Annotated in this window: 12 protein-coding genes; 7 read left to right on the plus strand and 5 right to left on the minus strand. The window is 71.8% G+C overall.

Annotated elements, in window-relative coordinates; genetic code table 11:
- Position 1 precedes the first annotated feature (1 nt).
- The 3 genes from ABZ848_RS30125 to ABZ848_RS30135 are packed head-to-tail and all read left to right on the plus strand — an operon-like array spanning position 2 to position 4,292.
- A complete protein-coding gene (locus ABZ848_RS30125) occupies positions 2-232 on the plus strand; it encodes a phosphopantetheine-binding protein (protein ID WP_360836964.1) in 231 nt (76 codons plus the stop codon).
- Positions 229-4,107, plus strand: coding sequence for an amino acid adenylation domain-containing protein (locus ABZ848_RS30130; RefSeq protein ID WP_360836966.1), 3,879 nt, complete (start codon positions 229-231; stop codon positions 4,105-4,107). Before ABZ848_RS30125 ends, ABZ848_RS30130 begins: the two co-directional genes overlap by 4 nt.
- Entirely contained in the window at positions 4,104-4,292 is a 189-nt protein-coding gene (locus ABZ848_RS30135; protein ID WP_360836968.1) for an MbtH family NRPS accessory protein, read from the plus strand. Before ABZ848_RS30130 ends, ABZ848_RS30135 begins: the two co-directional genes overlap by 4 nt.
- Before the next feature lie 23 nt (positions 4,293-4,315).
- Here the strand turns inward: ABZ848_RS30135 and ABZ848_RS30140 are convergent, their stop codons facing one another.
- Complete coding sequence (locus ABZ848_RS30140; RefSeq protein ID WP_360836969.1) at positions 4,316-5,578, minus strand: alpha/beta hydrolase-fold protein; 1,263 nt, start codon at positions 5,576-5,578, stop codon at positions 4,316-4,318.
- A gap of 73 nt (positions 5,579-5,651) precedes the next feature.
- Here ABZ848_RS30140 and ABZ848_RS30145 point away from each other — a divergent pair, with 73 nt between their 5' ends.
- Together ABZ848_RS30145 and ABZ848_RS30150 are read left to right on the plus strand one after the other, a co-directional pair.
- Complete coding sequence (locus tag ABZ848_RS30145) at positions 5,652-6,800, plus strand: glycosyltransferase (protein WP_360836970.1); 1,149 nt, start codon at positions 5,652-5,654, stop codon at positions 6,798-6,800.
- 4 nt (positions 6,801-6,804) lie between these two features.
- Positions 6,805-10,464, plus strand: coding sequence for an ABC transporter ATP-binding protein (locus ABZ848_RS30150; protein ID WP_360836971.1), 3,660 nt, complete (start codon positions 6,805-6,807; stop codon positions 10,462-10,464).
- 113 nt (positions 10,465-10,577) lie between these two features.
- On the opposite strand, the gene ABZ848_RS30155 is transcribed toward ABZ848_RS30150, so the two are convergent.
- The 4 genes from ABZ848_RS30155 to ABZ848_RS30170 form a co-directional block, all read right to left on the minus strand.
- Positions 10,578-11,594: an iron chelate uptake ABC transporter family permease subunit gene (locus tag ABZ848_RS30155; RefSeq protein WP_360837182.1), complete on the minus strand. Its 1,017-nt coding sequence runs from the start codon at positions 11,592-11,594 to the stop codon at positions 10,578-10,580.
- A 44-nt stretch (positions 11,595-11,638) separates the two neighbouring features.
- Entirely contained in the window at positions 11,639-12,592 is a 954-nt protein-coding gene (locus ABZ848_RS30160; RefSeq protein ID WP_360836973.1) for an iron chelate uptake ABC transporter family permease subunit, read from the minus strand.
- A 141-nt stretch (positions 12,593-12,733) separates the two neighbouring features.
- On the minus strand, positions 12,734-14,089 hold the full coding sequence (locus tag ABZ848_RS30165) for a TRAM domain-containing protein (protein WP_360836974.1): 1,356 nt from the start codon (positions 14,087-14,089) through the stop codon (positions 12,734-12,736).
- 105 nt (positions 14,090-14,194) lie between these two features.
- On the minus strand, positions 14,195-16,279 hold the full coding sequence (locus ABZ848_RS30170) for an APC family permease (protein ID WP_360836975.1): 2,085 nt from the start codon (positions 16,277-16,279) through the stop codon (positions 14,195-14,197).
- A 425-nt stretch (positions 16,280-16,704) separates the two neighbouring features.
- On the opposite strand from ABZ848_RS30170, the gene ABZ848_RS30175 reads away from it, so the two are divergent.
- Positions 16,705-17,376, plus strand: a complete 672-nt coding sequence (locus ABZ848_RS30175) for a TrkA family potassium uptake protein (protein WP_360836976.1) — start codon at positions 16,705-16,707, stop codon at positions 17,374-17,376.
- Positions 17,376-18,053: a TrkA family potassium uptake protein gene (locus tag ABZ848_RS30180; protein WP_242764802.1), complete on the plus strand. Its 678-nt coding sequence runs from the start codon at positions 17,376-17,378 to the stop codon at positions 18,051-18,053. The genes ABZ848_RS30175 and ABZ848_RS30180 overlap by 1 nt, the downstream gene beginning before the upstream one ends.
- Positions 18,054-18,061 lie beyond the last annotated feature (8 nt).

Below are 18,061 nucleotides of genomic sequence, written 5' to 3' on the forward strand. Positions count from 1 at the left end.
CATGGCCGCCCTGACGCTCGACAAGATCCGGGGTGACGTCGCGGACTGCCTCGGCGAGGACCCCGCCGGCATACCCGTCGACGAGAACCTCCTGGACTACGGCCTGGACTCCGTCCGCATCATGGCGCTGCTCACGCTGTGGCGCCGCGAGCACGGCGTACAGGCCGACTTCGCGGACCTCGCCGAGCGCCCGGCCATCGAGGCCTGGGCCCCACTGCTGGGGGCAGCGTGACCGTCGCACCCGCCCTCACCGGGACCGTGCTTCCGCTCACCGCCGCCCAGTCGGGCATGTGGTACGCGCAGGCCCTCGACCCGCTCAGCCCGGCGCAGAACACCGCCGAGTGCCTCCGGATCGACGGCCCGCTGGACCCGGAGCTCTTCGCCGCCGCCCTGCGGCAGGTCGCCGCCGAGGCGGAAGCCCTGCGCGTCCGCGTCGAGCACACGCCCGACGGACCGCGCCAGCACCTGTCCGAAACGGTCGAACTCCCGCTCACCGTGCACCTCTTGCCCGACGAGGAGCAGGCGGAGGCGTGGATGCGCGCCGACCTCGCCGAGCCCTTCGACCTGGCCGCGGGGCCGCTGTTCCGGCACGCCCTGTTCCGGGTCGGCGAGGAGCGCTGGCTGTGGTACCAGCGCATCCATCACCTCGTCATGGACGGTTACGGCTACTCGCTGCTGGTGCGCCGCACCGCTGAGGTGTACACGGCGCTCGCCCGGGGAGCCGCTCCCGGCCCGCGCACCTTCGGCGGCCTGGCCGACCTGGTCGCCGAAGACACCGCGTACCGCTCCTCCCCCGCCTTCGAGGCCGACCGCACCCACTGGACGCGGGCATTCGCCGACCGCCCCGAGGCGCCCCGGCTCGCGGGCCGCGGCGCGCTGCCGTCCCGGTCGTTCCGCCGCCGTACGGCCCACCTGTCACCGGAGAGCACCGAGCGGCTGCGCGAACTCGCCGCACGGCTGCGCGCCACCTGGCCGGACGTGCTGATCGCCGCGCAGGCCCTCTACACCTCCCGGGCCTCGGCGCGCTCGGACGTCGTCCTCGGTCTTCCGCTGATGGGCCGGATGGGCTCGGCGTCGCTGCGCGTGCCCGGCATGGTGATGAACGTCCTGCCGCTGCGCCTGACGGTGACCCCCGAGGCGACCTTCGCCGAACTGGTGCGGCAGGTCGTGCTCGGGATCCGCGAGGCACGCCGTCACCAGCGCTACCGCTACGAGGACATCCGGCGCGACCTGGGCCTGCTCGGTGAGAACCGCGGGCTGGTCGGCCCGCTGGTCAACGTCATGCCCTTCGACTACGGGGTGGACTTCGCCGGTGCGCCGGCCCAGGCCCGGAACCTGTCGGCGGGCCCGGTCGAGGACCTGACGGTCAACATCTACGACCGGGCCGACGGCCGGGGTCTGCGGATCGACCACGACGGCAATCCCGCCCTCTACGGCGAAGCCGAACTCGCCTCGCACCAAAGCCGGTTCCTGAACCTGGTCGACCGCCTGTCCGCCGCCGATCCCCAACTGCCGCTGGCGGCACACGACATCGCCACCCCCGACGAACGCGCCCTGGTCCTGGCCGAGTTCAACCGCACCGACCGGGCCCTGCCGCCGACCACCCTCATCGGCCCCATCGAGGCGCGGGCGACCGCCACCCCGGACGCGACCGCGCTCGTGTACGGCGACGTCTCCCTCACCTACGCCGAACTGAACGTACGGGCCAATCAGTTGGCCCATCACCTCCAGTCGCTCGGCGCCCGGCCCGGTGCCGTGGTCGCGGTCTCGGTGCCGCGCTCGGTGGAGCTGGTCGTGGCGCTGCTGGCCGTGCTGAAGTCGGGCGCCGCGTATCTGCCGCTGGACCCCGACTATCCGCCGCCGCGGCTGACGTACATGCTCCAGGACGCCCGACCGGTGTGCGCGATCACCGACCGCGCGGGCCGGCTTCCCGAGGACACCGGCGTCCCGCTCGTCGCGCTGGACGGGCTCGACGTGTCCGGACGCCTGCGGGTGAATCCGCCGCGCGCCCTCACGCCGGCCGACCCCGCGTACGTCATCTACACGTCCGGGTCGACGGGCCGGCCGAAGGGCGTCGTCGTACCGCACCGCGCGATCGACAACCGGCTGCGCTGGATGCAGCACGAGTACGGTCTGACGGCCGCGGACCGGGTGCTGCAGAAGACGCCGTCGTCGTTCGACGTGTCCGTGTGGGAGTTCTTCTGGCCCCTGCGCGAGGGCGCGACCCTGGTCGTCGCCGAACCCGGCGTCCACAAGGATCCCGTTCTGCTGGCCCGGCTGATCCGCGAACAGGCGGTCACCACCTGCCACTTCGTGCCGTCGATGCTCCAGGTGTTCCTGTCCGCGCCGGAGGTGACCGGGTGCGCGGCGGCCCTGCGCCGGGTCTTCTGCAGCGGCGAGGCCCTGCCCCGCGAGACGGCCAACGCCTTCGGGCGCACCCTGCCGGGCGTCGGGCTGCACAACCTGTACGGACCGACCGAGGCCGCCGTGGACGTCACGTACCACGCCTGCGCGCCGGGTGCCCCGGGGGCGGTGCCGATCGGGCGGCCGGTGTGGAACACCCGCCTGTACGTCCTGGACGCGGCGCTGCAGCCCTGCCCGCCGGGAGTGCCGGGCGAACTGTACCTGGCGGGCGTGCAGTTGGCCGACGGCTATCTCGGCCGGGCGGAGCTGACGGCGTCCCGGTTCGTGGCCGACCCGTTCGGCCCGGCGGGCGGCCGGATGTACCGCACCGGCGACCTGGCGCGCTGGACGCCGGCGGGCGAGGTGGAGTACCTGGGCCGCACCGACCACCAGGTGAAACTGCGCGGGCAGCGCATCGAACTCGGCGAGATCGAGGCCGCGTTGGCCGCCCGGCCGGGCGTCGACGGCGCCTGTGCGCTGGTCGTCGAGGACCGGCTCGTGGGCTATGTGACCGGGGAGGCCGAGCCGGTCGCGGTGCGGGCCGCGCTGGCGCGGGAGCTGCCGGAGCACATGGTCCCGGCGGCCGTGCTGGTCCTGGAGGCGTTCCCGCTCAGCCCCAACGGGAAGCTGGACCGCCGTGCCCTGCCCGCTCCGGTCTTCACCGGAGGCGGGGCCGGAAGGCGCCCCGCCTCGGCGCGCGAGGAGGCGCTGACCCGGCTGTTCGCCGAGGTGCTCGATGTCCCGGCGGTGGGCCCCGACGACGCGTTCTTCGACCTGGGCGGCACCTCGCTGCTCGCGGTCCGGCTGGTGGCGCGGATCCGGGAGGAGTTCGCGGCCGAGCTGACGATCGGCTCGCTCTTCGAGGCGCCGACGCCGGCCGCGCTGAGCGCCCGCCTGGACGCCGCCGGACCGGCCGCCGGGGAGGCCCTGGGCGTCGTACTCCCCCTGCGGGCGGAGGGCGAGGGACCGCCGCTGTTCGCCGTCCATCCGGCGGGCGGCATCGCCTGGTGCTACGCCGGTCTGGCCGCGCGCCTCGGACCCGGGCGTCCGGTGTACGGCATCCAGGCCCGCGGTCTGGTCGGCGACGAGCCGCTGCCGGGCTCGCTGCGGGAGGAGGCGGAGGACTACGTCGAACGCATCCGCGAGGTGCGGCCGCACGGCCCCTACCGGCTGCTCGGCTGGTCGGTGGGCGGAGTCCTCGCGCACACCGTGGCCGTCCTGCTCCAGCAGGCCGGCGAGGAGGTCGAACTCCTCGCCCTGCTCGACGCGTTCCCGGCCGAGCAGTGGCGGGAGAGGCCTGCGCCCGAGGAGGGCGACGCGCTCACCGCGGTGCTGCGCATGGCGGGCTTCGACCGCACGGACGAGCGGACCCGTGACGACGTACTGGCGACCCTGCGCCGGGCCGGCAGCCCGCTCGCCGGGCTGTCCGACCACACGCTGTCGCGGATCGTCGACATCGTCCCCAACCACGCCCGGATGATGCGCGAGCACCAACACCAGCGCTACGAGGGCGACTTGCTGTTCTTCACCGCCGCCGCCCCACGGGCCGAGGACTGGCTCACCCGGGAGGCGTGGCGGCCGCACGTGAGCGGGGCGATCGTCAACCACGACCTGGACTGCACGCATCCGCAGCTGATGCGGGACCGCCACCTCGACGACATCGCGGCGGTGCTCGCCGCCCGGCTGAAGGAGCTCGACGCATGACCGCGCAGCCCGGCCCCTTCGACCCGGGGCCCGAGGGCCACGACACCCACTTGGTGCTGGTGAACGCCGCCGGCCGGATGTCCCTGTGGCCGTCCTGGCGTGAGGTGCCGTCCGGCTGGACGGTGTGCTTCGGCCCCGCCCCGCACCCGGCCTGCGTGCGGCGGGTGGAGGCGGGCCCGGAATGAGCGGACGGACGCGTTCCGGAGGTTCACACCGCGGGTGCGTGCCACTCGGCGCACACGGCGGTGAGGCCGTCCATCAGGGCCGCCGCCCAGCAGCAGTGGTCGTGGCCCCCGGCATACACGTTCAGGGACGCGTCGAATCCCCGCGCCGACATGAGGGCGTGCAGACTGCGCATGTCGTCGAGGATCGTGCCCTCGTTGGAGCCGACGTCCATGCGGATGGTGACGTCGCCGACCGGTGCCGCGGCCGCCTGCTCGTGCAGCCAGGTGTCATCGCCGCTCACCAGGGTCTGCGGCCGCGCCTTCATTCCGGGCCGCCACCAGGTGGACGCGGAGTGGGCGAGCACCGTGCCGAAGGCGTCCGGCCGCCGCAGCGCCGCGGCGAGGGCGGTGAGTCCGCCGAGGCTCTGGCCGCACAGGACGGTGCGCCGCGGCTCGGGCCGGCCGGGCAGATCCGCGGTCGCGGCCGGGATGATCTCGTCGGCCACGGCGTCGATGAACCGCGGGTTGGCGCCGAGTTGGCGCATGCGCTGCGCCGTGCCGGCGCCGGCCTCGACGCCGAGGACGGTCAGGGGCGGGATCCTGCCCGTGGCGACGGCGGCGGTGAGCGCGTCGGCGATCGCGTACTGGCCGAACCACTTCTCGCCGTCGAGCATGACCAGCAGCCCCGGATCGGTCGCCGCCTCGGTGGCGGGGACGAGGCGCCGTACCCGGTAGGTGTTCCCGTCCGCGGCGGGGACCTCGATCGTGTCGGTCCGAGCACCGGGTACGGGCCGGGCCGGGGGGTGCCATTCGTCCAGCGAAGGTGCGCCGTCCAGTTCGATCATCGAGCCGAACGGTCCGCCGGCCCGGTGGTTGAGGGGGTCCGACCGGTCGTCGGGCAGGCCGCGGGCGGTGCCGCCCCGGGGGCCCTGCGCGGTGATGTGCGGGTCGTCCGCGGTGAAGGGATGGATGCGGTAGCCGCAGCGCAGGCCCAGGGGCAGCCGCAGGCTGACGTACCAGAGGCCGGTGCCGTCGAGGCGTCGCATCATCCCGCGGGGCGCGAGGTGCTTGTCGGTGACGCGGTTGGCCAGCAGGTAGACGCCCTCGACCGGCCGGTCCTGGCGCCACACCACGGTCACCAGGCGTTCGCCCGGGGCACCTTCGGCGGGTTCGACCAGAGGCGCGCCCCGTTCGGCCAGCTCCCGCCAGAAGTCCTCCAGCGCTGAGCCGCCCTGTGTCCGCAGCTCGCTCACGAGCCGCCTCAGCCGCGGGCTCTCGATCGCGGGTACGGCTGCCGACCCACTCATGGCACTCCCCTCCCTTTCCAGCAAACCCCATCGATCAATCAGGCAAGGCTAACCTAAGCAAAAGGAGATGATCATGCGCGTGCTCTTTGTCGGGCCCCCGCTGTACGGACTGCTGTATCCGGTCCTGTCCCTGGCCCAGGCCTTCCGCACCGAAGGACACGAGGTCGTGGTGGCGAGTGCCGGTGCCTTCACCCGGCGGGTCGCCGAGGCCGGCCTCGTCGGCTTCGACACCGCACCGGAGCTGGACTCCGAGGCCGAGTACCGCCGAGGGGAGGAGCGGCGCAAGCAGCAGAACCTCGGCACGAAGATGGGGAAGTTCTCCTTCTTCGGCGACGAAATGGCCGACGCCCTGGTCGACTTCGCCGGCGGCTGGCGACCGGACCTGGTGGTGTATCCCCCGCTGGGTGTCGCGGGCCCGCTGGTGGCGGCCAAGTACGACCTGCCCGTCGTCATGCAGACCGTCGGGTTCGGTCACCAGCGGTGGCATGTGGAGGGCGTGACCCGTTCGATGGCGGACGCCTACGCCCGGCACGGTCTCGAGGGCCCGCCGCGCGACCTGGCCTGGCTCGACATCGCCCCGCCGAGCATGCGGGTGCTCGACGAGCCGGACCTGTGGTCGATGCGCTACGTGCCCTTCAACGGCGGCACCGTCCTGGAGGACTGGTGGAGCGCCGACACCGGTCGCCCGCGCATCGTCGTCAGCCTCGGCACGCTCAAGCCCATGGTCGACGGCATCGACCTGATCAAGTGGGTCGTGGAGTCCGCGCACGAGTCGGACGCGGAGTTCGTGCTGTCGCTGGGCGAGCACGGGCAGCGGGAGATCGACTCGCTGCCCGACAACGTACGCCTGATGTCCTGGATCCCGATGGGACCGCTGCTCGGCCGGGCCGCCGGTTTCATCCACCACGGCGGAGCGGGCAACACGCTGACCGCGCTCTCGGCGGGCGTCCCGCAGATCGTCTTCGGCCAGGGCGCCGACCGGCCCACCAACGCGCGGACCGTCGAGCAGCGCGGCTGCGGCTTCGTCCCCGGCGAACACGGCCTGGTCAAGGAGGACATCGACCGCCTGCTCACGGACACCGCACTGCGAACGGCCGCCGCCGAGGTACGGGACGAGATGCGGGCGCAGGACCCGCCGACGGTCGTCGCCCGCCGCCTCGCCGACCTGCTCACATCCGGAACCGGCCGCGGCCCGGCCCCCCACGCCCCCACGGACCGCTGAGGACATGATGGCGACTTCCCCCTTCCCCACCGCAGACCCCGGCTGGCTGCGCCGGCTCCTGGGCATCTGCCTTCGGCACCGCCGGCTCATGGCCGCGATCGTGCTCTCCTCCATCCTGAGCATCGTCCTGGTGACGCTGGGCCCCCTGCTCACCAAGGACGGCGTGAACCGCGCCGTCGCCGGCGACAGCCACGGCATCGGCTGGGTGGCCGGCGGCCTCGTCCTGATCGCCGCGATCGACTTCGCGGGCAACTACGTACGCCGCTTCACCGGCGGCAGGCTCGCCCTCGGCGTGCAGCACGGCCTGCGCGAGGAGGTCTTCGCGAGCATCCAGCGGCTCGACGGCCCCGGCCAGGACAAGCTGCGCACCGGGCAGGTCATCTCCCGCACCAACAGCGACCTGCAGCAGATCCAGCAGATGCTGACGATGCTGCCGGTGCCGCTGACCGTGGTGACCTACTACCTCTTCGCCGTCGTCGCGATGCTCTGGCTCTCGCCGCAGCTGACCGCCGTGACCGTGCTGGTCGTCGTGGCCCTCGGCGCGGTCGCGCTGTGGACCAGGCGCCGCGTCTTCGAGACCTCGGCGAAGGCGGCGAACGACGCCGCCGAGGTGACCGAGCACCTCAAGGAGACCATCGACGGCGTCCGGGTCGTCAAGGGCTTCGGCCAGGAGGAGCGGGAGATCCGCCGCCTGGAGCGGTCCACCCGCGCCCTGTTCGGCCAGCGCATGCGCATGATGCGCGTGCACGCCGCGCCCGGAGCGACCATGCTCGCGCTCCCCGTCCTGGGACAGATCGCCGTGCTCGTCTACGGCGGCAGCATGGTCATGGACCACTCGATCGACATCGGCACCTTCATCGCCTTCGCCGCGTATCTGACCATGCTGACCGGACCGACGCGGGTGTTCGCGACGTATCTCGTGATCGCCCAGCGCACCCGGGCCTCCGCCGAGCGGATCTTCGAACTGATCGACTCACGGCCGGAGATCCACGACGGCAGCACCGAACTCGACGCCGCGCCCACGGAGTTGGTGTTCGACAGCGTCGGCTTCGGCTACACCCACGACGAACCCGTCCTGCGCGACGTCTCCTTCCGCGTCGCCGCCGGGGAGACCGTCGCCGTGGTCGGCCCCTCGGGATCGGGCAAGTCGACGCTGTCGCTGCTGATCCCGCGGTTCTACGACGCCACGTCCGGCAGCGTCTTCCTGGACACCGCCGACGGCCGCACCGACATCCGCGAGCTGCGCCTGGAGTCCCTGCGGTCCCATGTCGGAGTGGTCTTCGAGGAGCCGTTCCTGTTCGCCCGCAGCGTGCGCGAGAACATCGCCTACGGACACGAGGACGCGAGTGACGAGGAGATCGTCGCCGCGGCCGAGGCCGCCGGTGCGCACGCGTTCATCACGGCGCTGCCCGACGGCTACGGCACCCGGCTGACCGAGCGCGGCCAGAACCTCTCCGGCGGTCAGCGCCAACGGCTCGCGCTCGCCCGGGCGTTGCTCAACCGGCCACCCGTACTGATCGTCGACGACGCGACCTCCGCCGTGGACGCCACGACCGAGGCCGCCATCCACCGCGCCCTGGAGAACCACATCGGCGGTGGCCGCATCACCGTGCTCATCGCCCGGAGGCGCTCCACCCTGCGGCTGGCCGACCGGATCGTGGTGCTCGACGGCGGCCGCGTCGCCGACAGCGGCACCTATGCCGAACTCGCGAGCCGCTGCGCGGTCTTCCAGGAACTGACAGCGGGCGACACCGACACCGTCGACACCCGCACCGCCCGCACGCCGGGCGAACTGTGGCCCGCTCCGGTACCCGGCACGGACGACGAACCGGGCATCCGCGCGGGCCGACGCGACCGGTTCGCCGAGCTGCCCGCCAAGGTCCTCGCCGCCGGACCGGAGACATCGCCCACGCTGCGATCCATCCTCCGCCCGGTACGCGGCCTGCTGGCCGTCGCCCTCGCTCTGGTGGCCTTCGACGCCCTGGCCCGGGTGGTCGTACCCGTCCTGCTGCAACGCGGCATCGACTACGGCATCGCACCCGGATCCATGAGCACGGTCTGGTGGATCGCCGCGATCTCGCTGCTGCTGTGCGCGGCCAACTGGTTCGTGTACACGTACCAGACCCTGACCAGCGCCAGGGCTTCCGAGGCGGTGCAGTACGCGCTGCGGCTGCGCAGCTACCGACACCTGCAGAAGCTGGGCCTCGACCACTACGAGAAGGAGAGCGGGGGCAGTCTCCTCACCCGGATGACCGTGGACATCGACTCCCTGTCCAAGTTCCTGCAACAGGGCATGGTCCAGGGCCTGGTCAGCGTCCTGACAATGGGCGGCATCGCCGTGGCCATGGCGGTCCTCGACTGGCGCCTCGCCCTCGCCGCCCTCGCCCCCTTCCCGGTGATCGCCATGGTGACGCCGGTCTTCCGCCGGCTGAGCTCCAGCGCGTACAAGGAGGCACGCGACCAGCTCGGCAAGGTCAACAGCTCGCTCCGGGAGAACGTCGCGAGCCTGCGGATCGCGCAGTCCCACGGCAAACAGCGCAGCACGGCGAAGCACTTCAGCGCGCTGTCCAACCTCAACCGCCTCATCCAGGAGAAGGGGCAGCGCTACATCTCGCTGTACTTCCCCTTCCTGGCCTTCTGTTCGGAACTGTCCATGGCGCTCGTGGTGCTGGCGGGCGGCCACCTCGTGGCGAGCGGCTCGGTGACCACCGGTGTCCTGGCGGCGTTCCTGCTGCTGCTCGGGCAGTTCTACGGACCGATCCAGCAGCTGTCGTCCATCTACGACTCCTATCTGCAGACCCGCACCAGTGTGCGCCAGGTCATCGACCTGCTGGCCACCGAGCGGACCCAGCGTCCCGTCCCCGACCCGGTCCCCGTGACCGGCCCGTTCCGCGGACGGATCGAACTGCGGGACGTGACCTTCCGGTACGAGGGCGCCGCCGAGGACACCCTCGACATCCCCGAACTGACCCTGGAGGCGGGGCAGAGCGTCGCCGTCGTCGGAGCCACCGGCGCGGGGAAGTCGACCCTGGTGAAGGTCCTCGCGCGCTTCTACGACCCGGCGTCCGGCAGCGTGCTCCTCGACGGCGTCGACAGCCGCCGCTACGACCTGGCCGGCTTCCGGCGGCGGGTGGGCATCGTCCCCCAGGAGGCCCATCTGTTCGAGGGCGACATCGCGGAGAACATCCGTTACGGCCGTCCCGACGCCGGTGACGAAGAGGTCGCCGCCGCGGCGGACGCGGTGGGCGCGACCGCGAGCATCGCCCGGCTGCCCGGCGGGTTCCGGCACCCCGTCAGCCAGGCGGGCGGCAACCTGTCGGCCGGCGAACGCCAGCTGATCGCGCTGGCCAGGGTCGCGCTGGTCGATCCGGACGTGCTGCTGCTCGACGAGGCCACCGCGATGCTCGACGCCGGCACCGAATCCGCCGTGCTCGACGGCATGTTCAGGGCCGTACGCGACAAGACGGCGCTGTTGGTGGCCCATCGGCTCACCACGGCCGCGCGCTGCGACCGGATCCTGGTGATGGACGCCGGACGGCCGGTCGAATTCGGCACGCACGACGAGCTCCTCGCCGCGAACGGGGCCTACGCCCGTCTGTGGCGCAGCGCCCAGTCACCGTCCCGGGACGAGCCCGCTCACGACGAGATCGAGTCGATGGTCTGAGGCCAGGCCTGACGCGCTGAAGGGGGCGGCCCCCGCGGTGATGTCCGTGGGGGCCGCCCTCCGTGGGGGCCGCCCCTTCTCCTGCCGTCGCTCCCAAAGGGCGGAGGCAGGCGTCACAGATGGTGCGCCCGGCGCTCCCGGAGCAGCAACCACGCCAGATACAGGCCGCCGCCCACCCCCATGACCACCCCCACCGGCATCAGCGCCGAACCGGTCGCGCGCTGGGTCACCAGGTCCGCCGCCGCCACCAGAACGGCGCCCATCCAGGCGGCGGGCAGCAGGCCCGGCCCGGTGGCCCTGGTGAGTCGGCGCGCCAGCTGGGGCGCCGCCATCGCGAGGAACGGGATGGGTCCCGCGGCGGCCACCGCCAGGGCAGTGAGACCGGTGCCCGCGCAGAGCAGCACCAGCCGGCTGCGCTCCGGCGGCACCCCGAGGGCGCCCGCGGTGTCGTCCCCCATCTCCAGGATGCTCAGTCGGCGCGCGTACGCCAGGACCACCGGGACGCAGAGGATCAGGCCGAGCCCGGCGGTGCGGACATCGCTCCAGCCGCGGGCGTTGAGTGAGCCGATCATCCAGCCGGCGGCCTGTGCCGCCTTGCCGATGTCGGCGCGCACGTAGAGGTAGCTGGTGGCGGATCCGAGCACCGCGGAGGCTCCGATGCCGACGAGGACGAGCCGGTAGCCGTGCACACCGCGCCGCCACGCCAGCACATAGACCGCCGTGGCCGTGGCGAAACCGCCGGCCAGCGCGCCGAACGCCGTCTGCGGCGCTCCCGCGTCGAACAGGATGATCGCGACGAGTGCCCCCGCGGAGGCGCCGTTGCCGAATCCGATGATGTCCGGGCTGCCCAGCGGATTCCGGGTGAGCGACTGGAACACGGCGCCGGCCATGCCCGTACCGAAGCCGACCAGGACGGCCACCAGGGCGCGCGGCAACCGCAGGTCGAGCACGATGAACTCGGCGCCCGGCGGCCCGTGTCCGGCGAACGTCCTGAGCACTTCCACAGGCGTCAACTCGTAGGCGCCCGTGCCGAGGGAGAGCACCACCGTGCAGGCACCGGTCACGGCGAGTGCGAGGCAGACCAGCAGGGCGCGCGGGTCGAAGCGGAGCGAGTAGCGCCCGGCGCGCATCCGGCCATGGCGCAGCACAGTGACCCCCAGATCCCGGCAAGTCGTCACAGCTGGGCCACCTTCCGCTGCCGTACGAGGTGGATGAAGATCAGGCCGCCGAGGAACGAGGTCACGATGTCCACCTCGATCTCGGACGGTGGCACCAGGACGCGGCCGATCACATCGGACCCGAGCAGCAGCGCGGGGGCGAACAGCGCGCAGTAGGGCAGCAGCCAGCGGGGGTCGGGGCCGGTGAACGCCCGTACGGCGTGCGGGATCATCAGACCGACGAAGCCGATGGGCCCGCACAGGGCGGTCGCGCTGCCGCACAGCAGGGTGATGGCCACGATCGACAGGATCCGGGTACGCCGTACCGAGGTGCCGACCGCGCGGGCGTGGTCGGTCCCCAGGGCGAGTGCGCCCAGCGGCCGGGCCAGGGCGAACGAGAGCAGGGTGCCCGCGATCAGCAACGGCAGTGCGGCGAGCAGGAGTTGAGGGTCACGCCCGGCCAGGGTGCCGACCGACCAGTGCCGCATCGAGTCGAGGGTGCTCAGGTCCCAGAGCTGCAGTCCGTTGACGTATCCGAACAGTGCGGCGTTGACGGCCGTTCCGGCGAGCGCGAGGCGGACCGGGGTGGCCGAGCGGGCGCCGCCCAGCGCGTTCACCGCGGCGGCGGCGACGGCCGCCCCCGTGAGCGCGAACCACAGGTACCCGCTGAAGGAGGTGATACCGAAGACGCCGATCGCGGTGACGACGGCGGCGGACGCGCCCGCGTTCACGCCGAGCAGACCGGGGTCGGCAAGCGGATTGCGGGTGAGGACCTGCATCACACCCCCGGCGAGTCCGAGCGCCGCGCCGACCGCGATGCCGATGAGCGTCCGAGGCAGACGCAGTTCGCGGACGATGTTGTCGAAGCGCGATCCCGAGGGCGACACGAGTCCCGACCAGACATCCGCGAGCGGTATGTGCTGGGTGCCCACGGTCAACGACAACGCGGACGCCGCGACGAGCAGCGTCACCCCGAGAAGCAGGCCGACGGCTCGAGGACGGCGGGCGCGGCCGACAGCCGAGAACCCTCCGACTCCTCCAGAGGGCCGGCGAATCCTAGTAAGCATTAACTTAGCTTAGGCTAACCTCATTAGAGGGCCTGGTCGTGCAAGTCAGGAACCCTTGGTGGCCGGCTCCAGGATCGCGACGCACTCCACGTGATGCGTCATCGGAAACAGATCGAACGCCCGAAGCGTCCGCACCCGATACCCACCGTCCCGGAAATACCCCAGGTCCCGCGCCAACGCCGCCGGATCGCAAGCCACGTACGCGATCCTCCGTGCCCCCAGAGACGCCAGATGCTCCACCGTCCTCCGCCCCGCCCCCGCCCGCGGCGGATCCAGGACGATCAGGTCGACCTCCGTGATGCCCGTGCGCGGCAGGACCGTCTCCACCTTGCCCTGCTCGATGCGGACCCGGTCGAAGTCGGCCAGGTTGTGCCGCGCGTCCTCGACCGCCCGCTTGCCGGACTCGATGCCGAGGACCGCGCCCTTGTCGCCGAGCCGGTCGGCGAGGGCTCCCGCGAACAGGCCCACACCGCAGTACAGGTCGAGCGCCATCTCGCCCTTGCGCGGCAGCAGACCCTGCATCACGGCCCTGACCAGGGTGTCCGCCGCCATCGGGTGGACCTGCCAGAAACCGCCGCTGCCCACCCGGTGCGTACGCCCGTCGGCCCGCTCACGCACGAACGCCCGGCCATGGACGCGGTGAATCCCGCCGTCCTTCTCCTCGACCCGCATCACGGACACCGGCTTGTCCAGCTCGACCAGCGGAAGCCGGGCACCCGGCCGCGGCTCCAGGATCACCATGCGGTCCTGGGACCCCGTCGCGGCGATCGCCTCCACCGACGCCATCCCGGACCAGTCCCGCTCCTCGATGCCCAGCTCGCTCACGCCCGGCGCCGCGATCATGCAGTGCTCGATCGGCTCGACCTCGTGCGAACGGTGCCGGCGCAGACCGGCCCGCCCGGACTCCGCGTCCACCGCGTACTGCACACGCGTCCGCCACTGGGGCACCTCACCCGCCGGCAGCTTGTCGCCCTCGGCCGGCATCACCGTGCCGTCCCAGCCGGCCTCCTCGGGTGTCAGCCCCGCCAGCCGCCGCAACTGCTCGGCGATCACCTCGCCCTTGAGCCGCCGCTGCGCCCCCGGCTTGGCGTGCTGCCAGTCGCAGCCACCGCAGCGACCCGGACCGGCGTAGGGGCAAGGGGCCTCGATGCGGTCCTTGGAGGCCGAAATCACCTGCACCGCGTCCGCCCGCAGGAAGCGCGCCCCCTCCTCGCCCTCCGTCACCCGCGCCACGACCCGCTCACCGGGCAGCGCGTGCCGGACGAAGAGCACCTGGCCCTCGGCGGTACGGGCGATGCAGTGCCCGCCGTGCGCGACGGGCCCGACCTCGACCTCGTACTCCTCCCCCACCAGCGACCGCGCCTCTGCCTCCGCCTGCGATTTCTTCGGTTCTGCCTGCATGGCGGAGTGGCTCCAGAGTCGAGAGAGAACAGGTGGGAAAGAACAACGGCCGGACAACAGCCCACCAGTCTACGTGGGTGTCGTCCGGCCGCTGACCAGCGAGCGTCAGCCCTTGCCGGCGCCCGACGGGCCCGACGAGCCGGCCGTGCCCGACGGCTCCTTCGGCCGGCCCTGATCCGCCGGTCCACGCCGTACCGAACCCGGCGCGTTCCACTCCTGCCGCTTGCGGGCCCGGTTCCTCGCGGCCTCGGAGGACTCCAGCTGGTAGGGCACGGACGTCACCATGACACCCGGCGTGAACAGCAGCCGGCCCTTGAGCCGCAGCGCGCTCTGGTTGTGCAGCAGATGCTCGTACCAGTGGCCGACCACGTACTCGGGGATGATCACGGACACCGCGTCGCGCGGCGACTCCTTCCGCAGCCCCTTCACGTACTCGATGATCGGCCGCGTGATCTCGCGGTACGGCGAGTCGAGAACCTTCAGCGGCACGTCGATCCCGCGCCGCTCCCACTCCTCGCGCAGCGCCTTGGTCTCCGCCGGGTCGACGTTGACGGTGAGCGCCTCCAGCGAGTCCGAGCGCATCAGCTTGGCGTAGGCGAGGGCGCGGAGCGTGGGGCGGTGGATCTTGGAGATCAGGACCACCGAGTGCACGCGGGACGGCCGTACGCTGTCGTCGCTCGGGCCCTCGGGGGCCGCGATCTCGGAGGCCACACGGTCGTAGTGCTTACGGATGGCCGTCATCGTCGCGTAGAAGATGCACATGCCGAGCAGGGCCACCCAGGCGCCGTGGGTGAACTTGGTGACCAGGACGACGACCAGGACCAGGCCGGTGAAGAAGGCGCCGAAGGTGTTGATCGCGCGGGAGCGCACCATGTGGCGGCGCTTGGCCGGATCCTTCTCGGTGGCCAGGTGGCGGTTCCAGTGCCGGACCATGCCGGTCTGGCTGAGCGTGAAGGACACGAACACGCCGACGATGTAGAGCTGGATGAGGCGGGTGGAGTCCGCGCCGTAGATCACCGTCAGCAGCGTGGCCGCGCCGGCCAGGAGCACGATGCCGTTCGAGAACGCCAGCCGGTCGCCGCGGGTGTGCAGCTGGCGGGGCAGGTAGCGGTCCTGGGCGAGGATCGAGCCGAGCACCGGGAAGCCGTTGTACGCGGTGTTCGCGGCCAGGAACAGCACCAGCGCGGTGGCCGCCGCGAGGACCACGAAGAAGAAGCTGCCCTTGCCGAAGACGGCCTCGGCGACCTGGGTGATGACCGGGTTCTGGACGTAGTCGGCGCCGACGCCGATGCCGTTCTTGAGCAGGTCGGTGGCCGGGTTCTCGGCCATGCGGACCTTGGTGGTCAGGGCGAGGACGATGATGCCGCAGAACATGGTGACGGCGAGCAGGCCCATCGCCGCAAGGGTGGTCGCCGCGTTCTTCGACTTGGGCTTGCGGAAGGCCGGGACGCCGTTGGAGATCGCCTCGACACCGGTGAGCGCGGCGCAGCCGGAGGAGAAGGCGCGCAGCATCAGGAAGACGAGCGCGAAGCCCGCGAGGCCCTGGTGCTCGGCCTTGATCGTGTACTGGGCCGTCGGCGCGCGCATGGTGTCGTCGAGCACCAGCCCGCGGAAGGCACCCCACGCGATCATGATGAAGACGCCGCCGACGAAGACGTACGTCGGAATCGCGAAGAGCTTGCCGGACTCCTTCACGCCGCGCAGGTTCATCAGCGTGAGCAGCACGATCACGGCCACCGCGCAGAGCACCTTGTGCTCGACCACGAACGGCACCGCAGAGCCGAGGTTCTCGATGCCGGAGGCGATCGAGACGGCGACGGTGAGGACATAGTCGACGAGCAGGGCACTGGCGACGGTGAGGCCCGCCTTGGGCCCGAGGTTGGTGGTGGCCACCTCGTAGTCGCCGCCGCCGCTCGGGTACGCGTGCACGTTCTGCCGGTACGAGGCGACGACGGTGAACATCAGCACGACCACCGCGAGGGCGATCCAGGGGCTGAAGTGGTACGCCGACACGCCCGCGATGGACAGGACCAGCAGCACCTCTCCCGGGGCGTAGGCCACGGAGGACAGCGGGTCGGAGGCGAAGACGGGGAGGGCGATGCGCTTCGGCAGGAGCGTTTCGCCCAGCCGGTCACTGCGCAGTGCGCGCCCGATCAAGATCCGTTTGGGCACGTCGGTCAGTTTGGACACAACAGAGCATCGTAGGCGTTCGAACGGGTGCCCAACCACCCTCCCCCACTCTCGACACGCTCGAGCGGGGGGACCCCCATCCTCGATCTGCTCTCCGAGTGAAATCGGAGCTCCCTCCGGCTGCGGATTCCGCAGCTCAGCGCGCCCGCATGTCTATATGACGAACACCGCCCGAATTCCCGGCCGTCGCCGCCCCCTGGAGGTCCCATGCACGCCACCGCCGAACTGATCGGCGCCGCCGCGACCCTCGTCGGCCTCGGAATCCTGACACTTGTGAGCATCCGGAGCATCAGCCGCCGCTGAGAACTCCCTGTGCACGGCAACCGTGCACGGGGGTGCCGACGTCCTACCGCGCGTGTGTAGCTTGGGCGTCGGTCTGAGACCCTGATCTGAGCAGTAGTTTTCGGTCATTCGGAAGGACGGTCGTGCACATCGTCATCATGGGCTGCGGAAGAGTGGGTTCCGCTCTGGCCCAGACACTGGAGCAACAGGGGCACACGGTCGCCGTGATCGACCAGGACCCCACGGCCTTCCGTCGGCTCGGCCCCGGGTTCGGTGGCCGCCGCGTCACCGGCATCGGCTTCGACCAGGACACCCTGCGCGAGGCCGGCATCGAGGAGGCCGGCGCCTTCGCCGCCGTCTCCAGCGGTGACAACTCCAACATCATCTCGGCCCGCGTGGCCCGCGAGATGTTCGGCGTGGAGAACGTCGCGGCCCGCATCTACGACCCGCGTCGTGCCGAGGTGTACCAGCGCCTGGGCATCCCCACCGTCGCGACGGTCCGCTGGACGGCCGACCAGATGCTGCGCAGGCTGCTCCCCTCGGGCGCCGAGCCCCTGTGGCGCGACCCCACCGGCGGCGTCCAGCTCGCCGAGGTGCACGCCTCCCCCGCCTGGGTCGGTCACAAGATCAGCAGGCTGCAGGAGGAGACGGGCGTCCGCGTGGCGTTCCTCACCCGGCTCGGCGAGGCGATCCTGCCCAGCTCGCAGACGGTGCTGCAGGAGGGCGACCTGGTGCATGTGATGATGCGCACCGACGAGGTCGACAAGGTCGAGGCGTCCTTCGCCAAGGGTCCCGAAGAGGAGGGCGGTCACTGATGAGGGTCGCCATTGCCGGTGCCGGCGCGGTCGGCCGCTCGATCGCGGGCGAGCTGCTGGAGAACGGCCACGAGGTCCTGCTCGTCGACAAGGCGCCGACCGCCATCTCGGTCGAGCGCGTCCCGCAGGCGGAGTGGCTGCTCGCCGACGCCTGCGAGATCACGTCCCTGGACGAGGCCGCGCTCCAGCGCTGCAACGTCGTGATCGCCGCGACCGGCGACGACAAGGTGAACCTGGTCGTCTCCCTCCTCGCGAAGACGGAGTACGGCGTCCCGCGCGTCGTCGCCCGCGTCAACAACCCGAAGAACGAGTGGCTCTTCAACGAGTCCTGGGGCGTCGACGTCGCCGTCTCCACCCCCCGCCTGATGTCGGCGCTGGTAGAGGAAGCGGTCTCGGTCGGCGACCTGGTCCGCCTCCTCCGCTTCAGCCATGGCGACGCGAACCTCGTCGAGCTGACCCTCCCGGAGGAGTCGGCCCTGGCCGGCACCCAGGTCGGCGACGTGGAGTGGCCCGAGGACACGTCCCTGGTCACCATCATCCGCGGCACCCGTGTCCTCACCCCGACCCGCGACGACTCCCTGGAACCGGGTGACGAACTCCTGTTCGTGGCCGCACAGGCCAGGGAGGAACAGTTGGAGGACCTGCTGTCGGTGCGCCGCGAGGACGCGGCGGGTTAAGGGTTTCG

Source organism: Streptomyces sp. NPDC047081 (assembly GCF_040643775.1).
In the GTDB taxonomy this organism is placed as follows: Bacteria; Actinomycetota; Actinomycetes; order Streptomycetales; family Streptomycetaceae; genus Streptomyces.

Excerpts from the sequence above, each read along its gene's own strand:
- ABZ848_RS30155 (WP_360837182.1), bottom strand. The coding sequence starts at position 11,594 with ATGCGCGCCGGGCGCTACTCGCTCCGCTTCGACCCGCGCGCCCTGCTG.
- ABZ848_RS30140 (WP_360836969.1), bottom strand. The coding sequence starts at position 5,578 with ATGAGTGGGTCGGCAGCCGTACCCGCGATCGAGAGCCCGCGGCTGAGG.
- ABZ848_RS30125 (WP_360836964.1), top strand. The coding sequence starts at position 2 with ATGGCCGCCCTGACGCTCGACAAGATCCGGGGTGACGTCGCGGACTGC.
- ABZ848_RS30150 (WP_360836971.1), top strand. The coding sequence starts at position 6,805 with ATGATGGCGACTTCCCCCTTCCCCACCGCAGACCCCGGCTGGCTGCGC.
- ABZ848_RS30180 (WP_242764802.1), top strand. The coding sequence starts at position 17,376 with ATGAGGGTCGCCATTGCCGGTGCCGGCGCGGTCGGCCGCTCGATCGCG.
- ABZ848_RS30145 (WP_360836970.1), top strand. The coding sequence starts at position 5,652 with ATGCGCGTGCTCTTTGTCGGGCCCCCGCTGTACGGACTGCTGTATCCG.
- ABZ848_RS30135 (WP_360836968.1), top strand. The coding sequence starts at position 4,104 with ATGACCGCGCAGCCCGGCCCCTTCGACCCGGGGCCCGAGGGCCACGAC.
- ABZ848_RS30165 (WP_360836974.1), bottom strand. The coding sequence starts at position 14,089 with ATGCAGGCAGAACCGAAGAAATCGCAGGCGGAGGCAGAGGCGCGGTCG.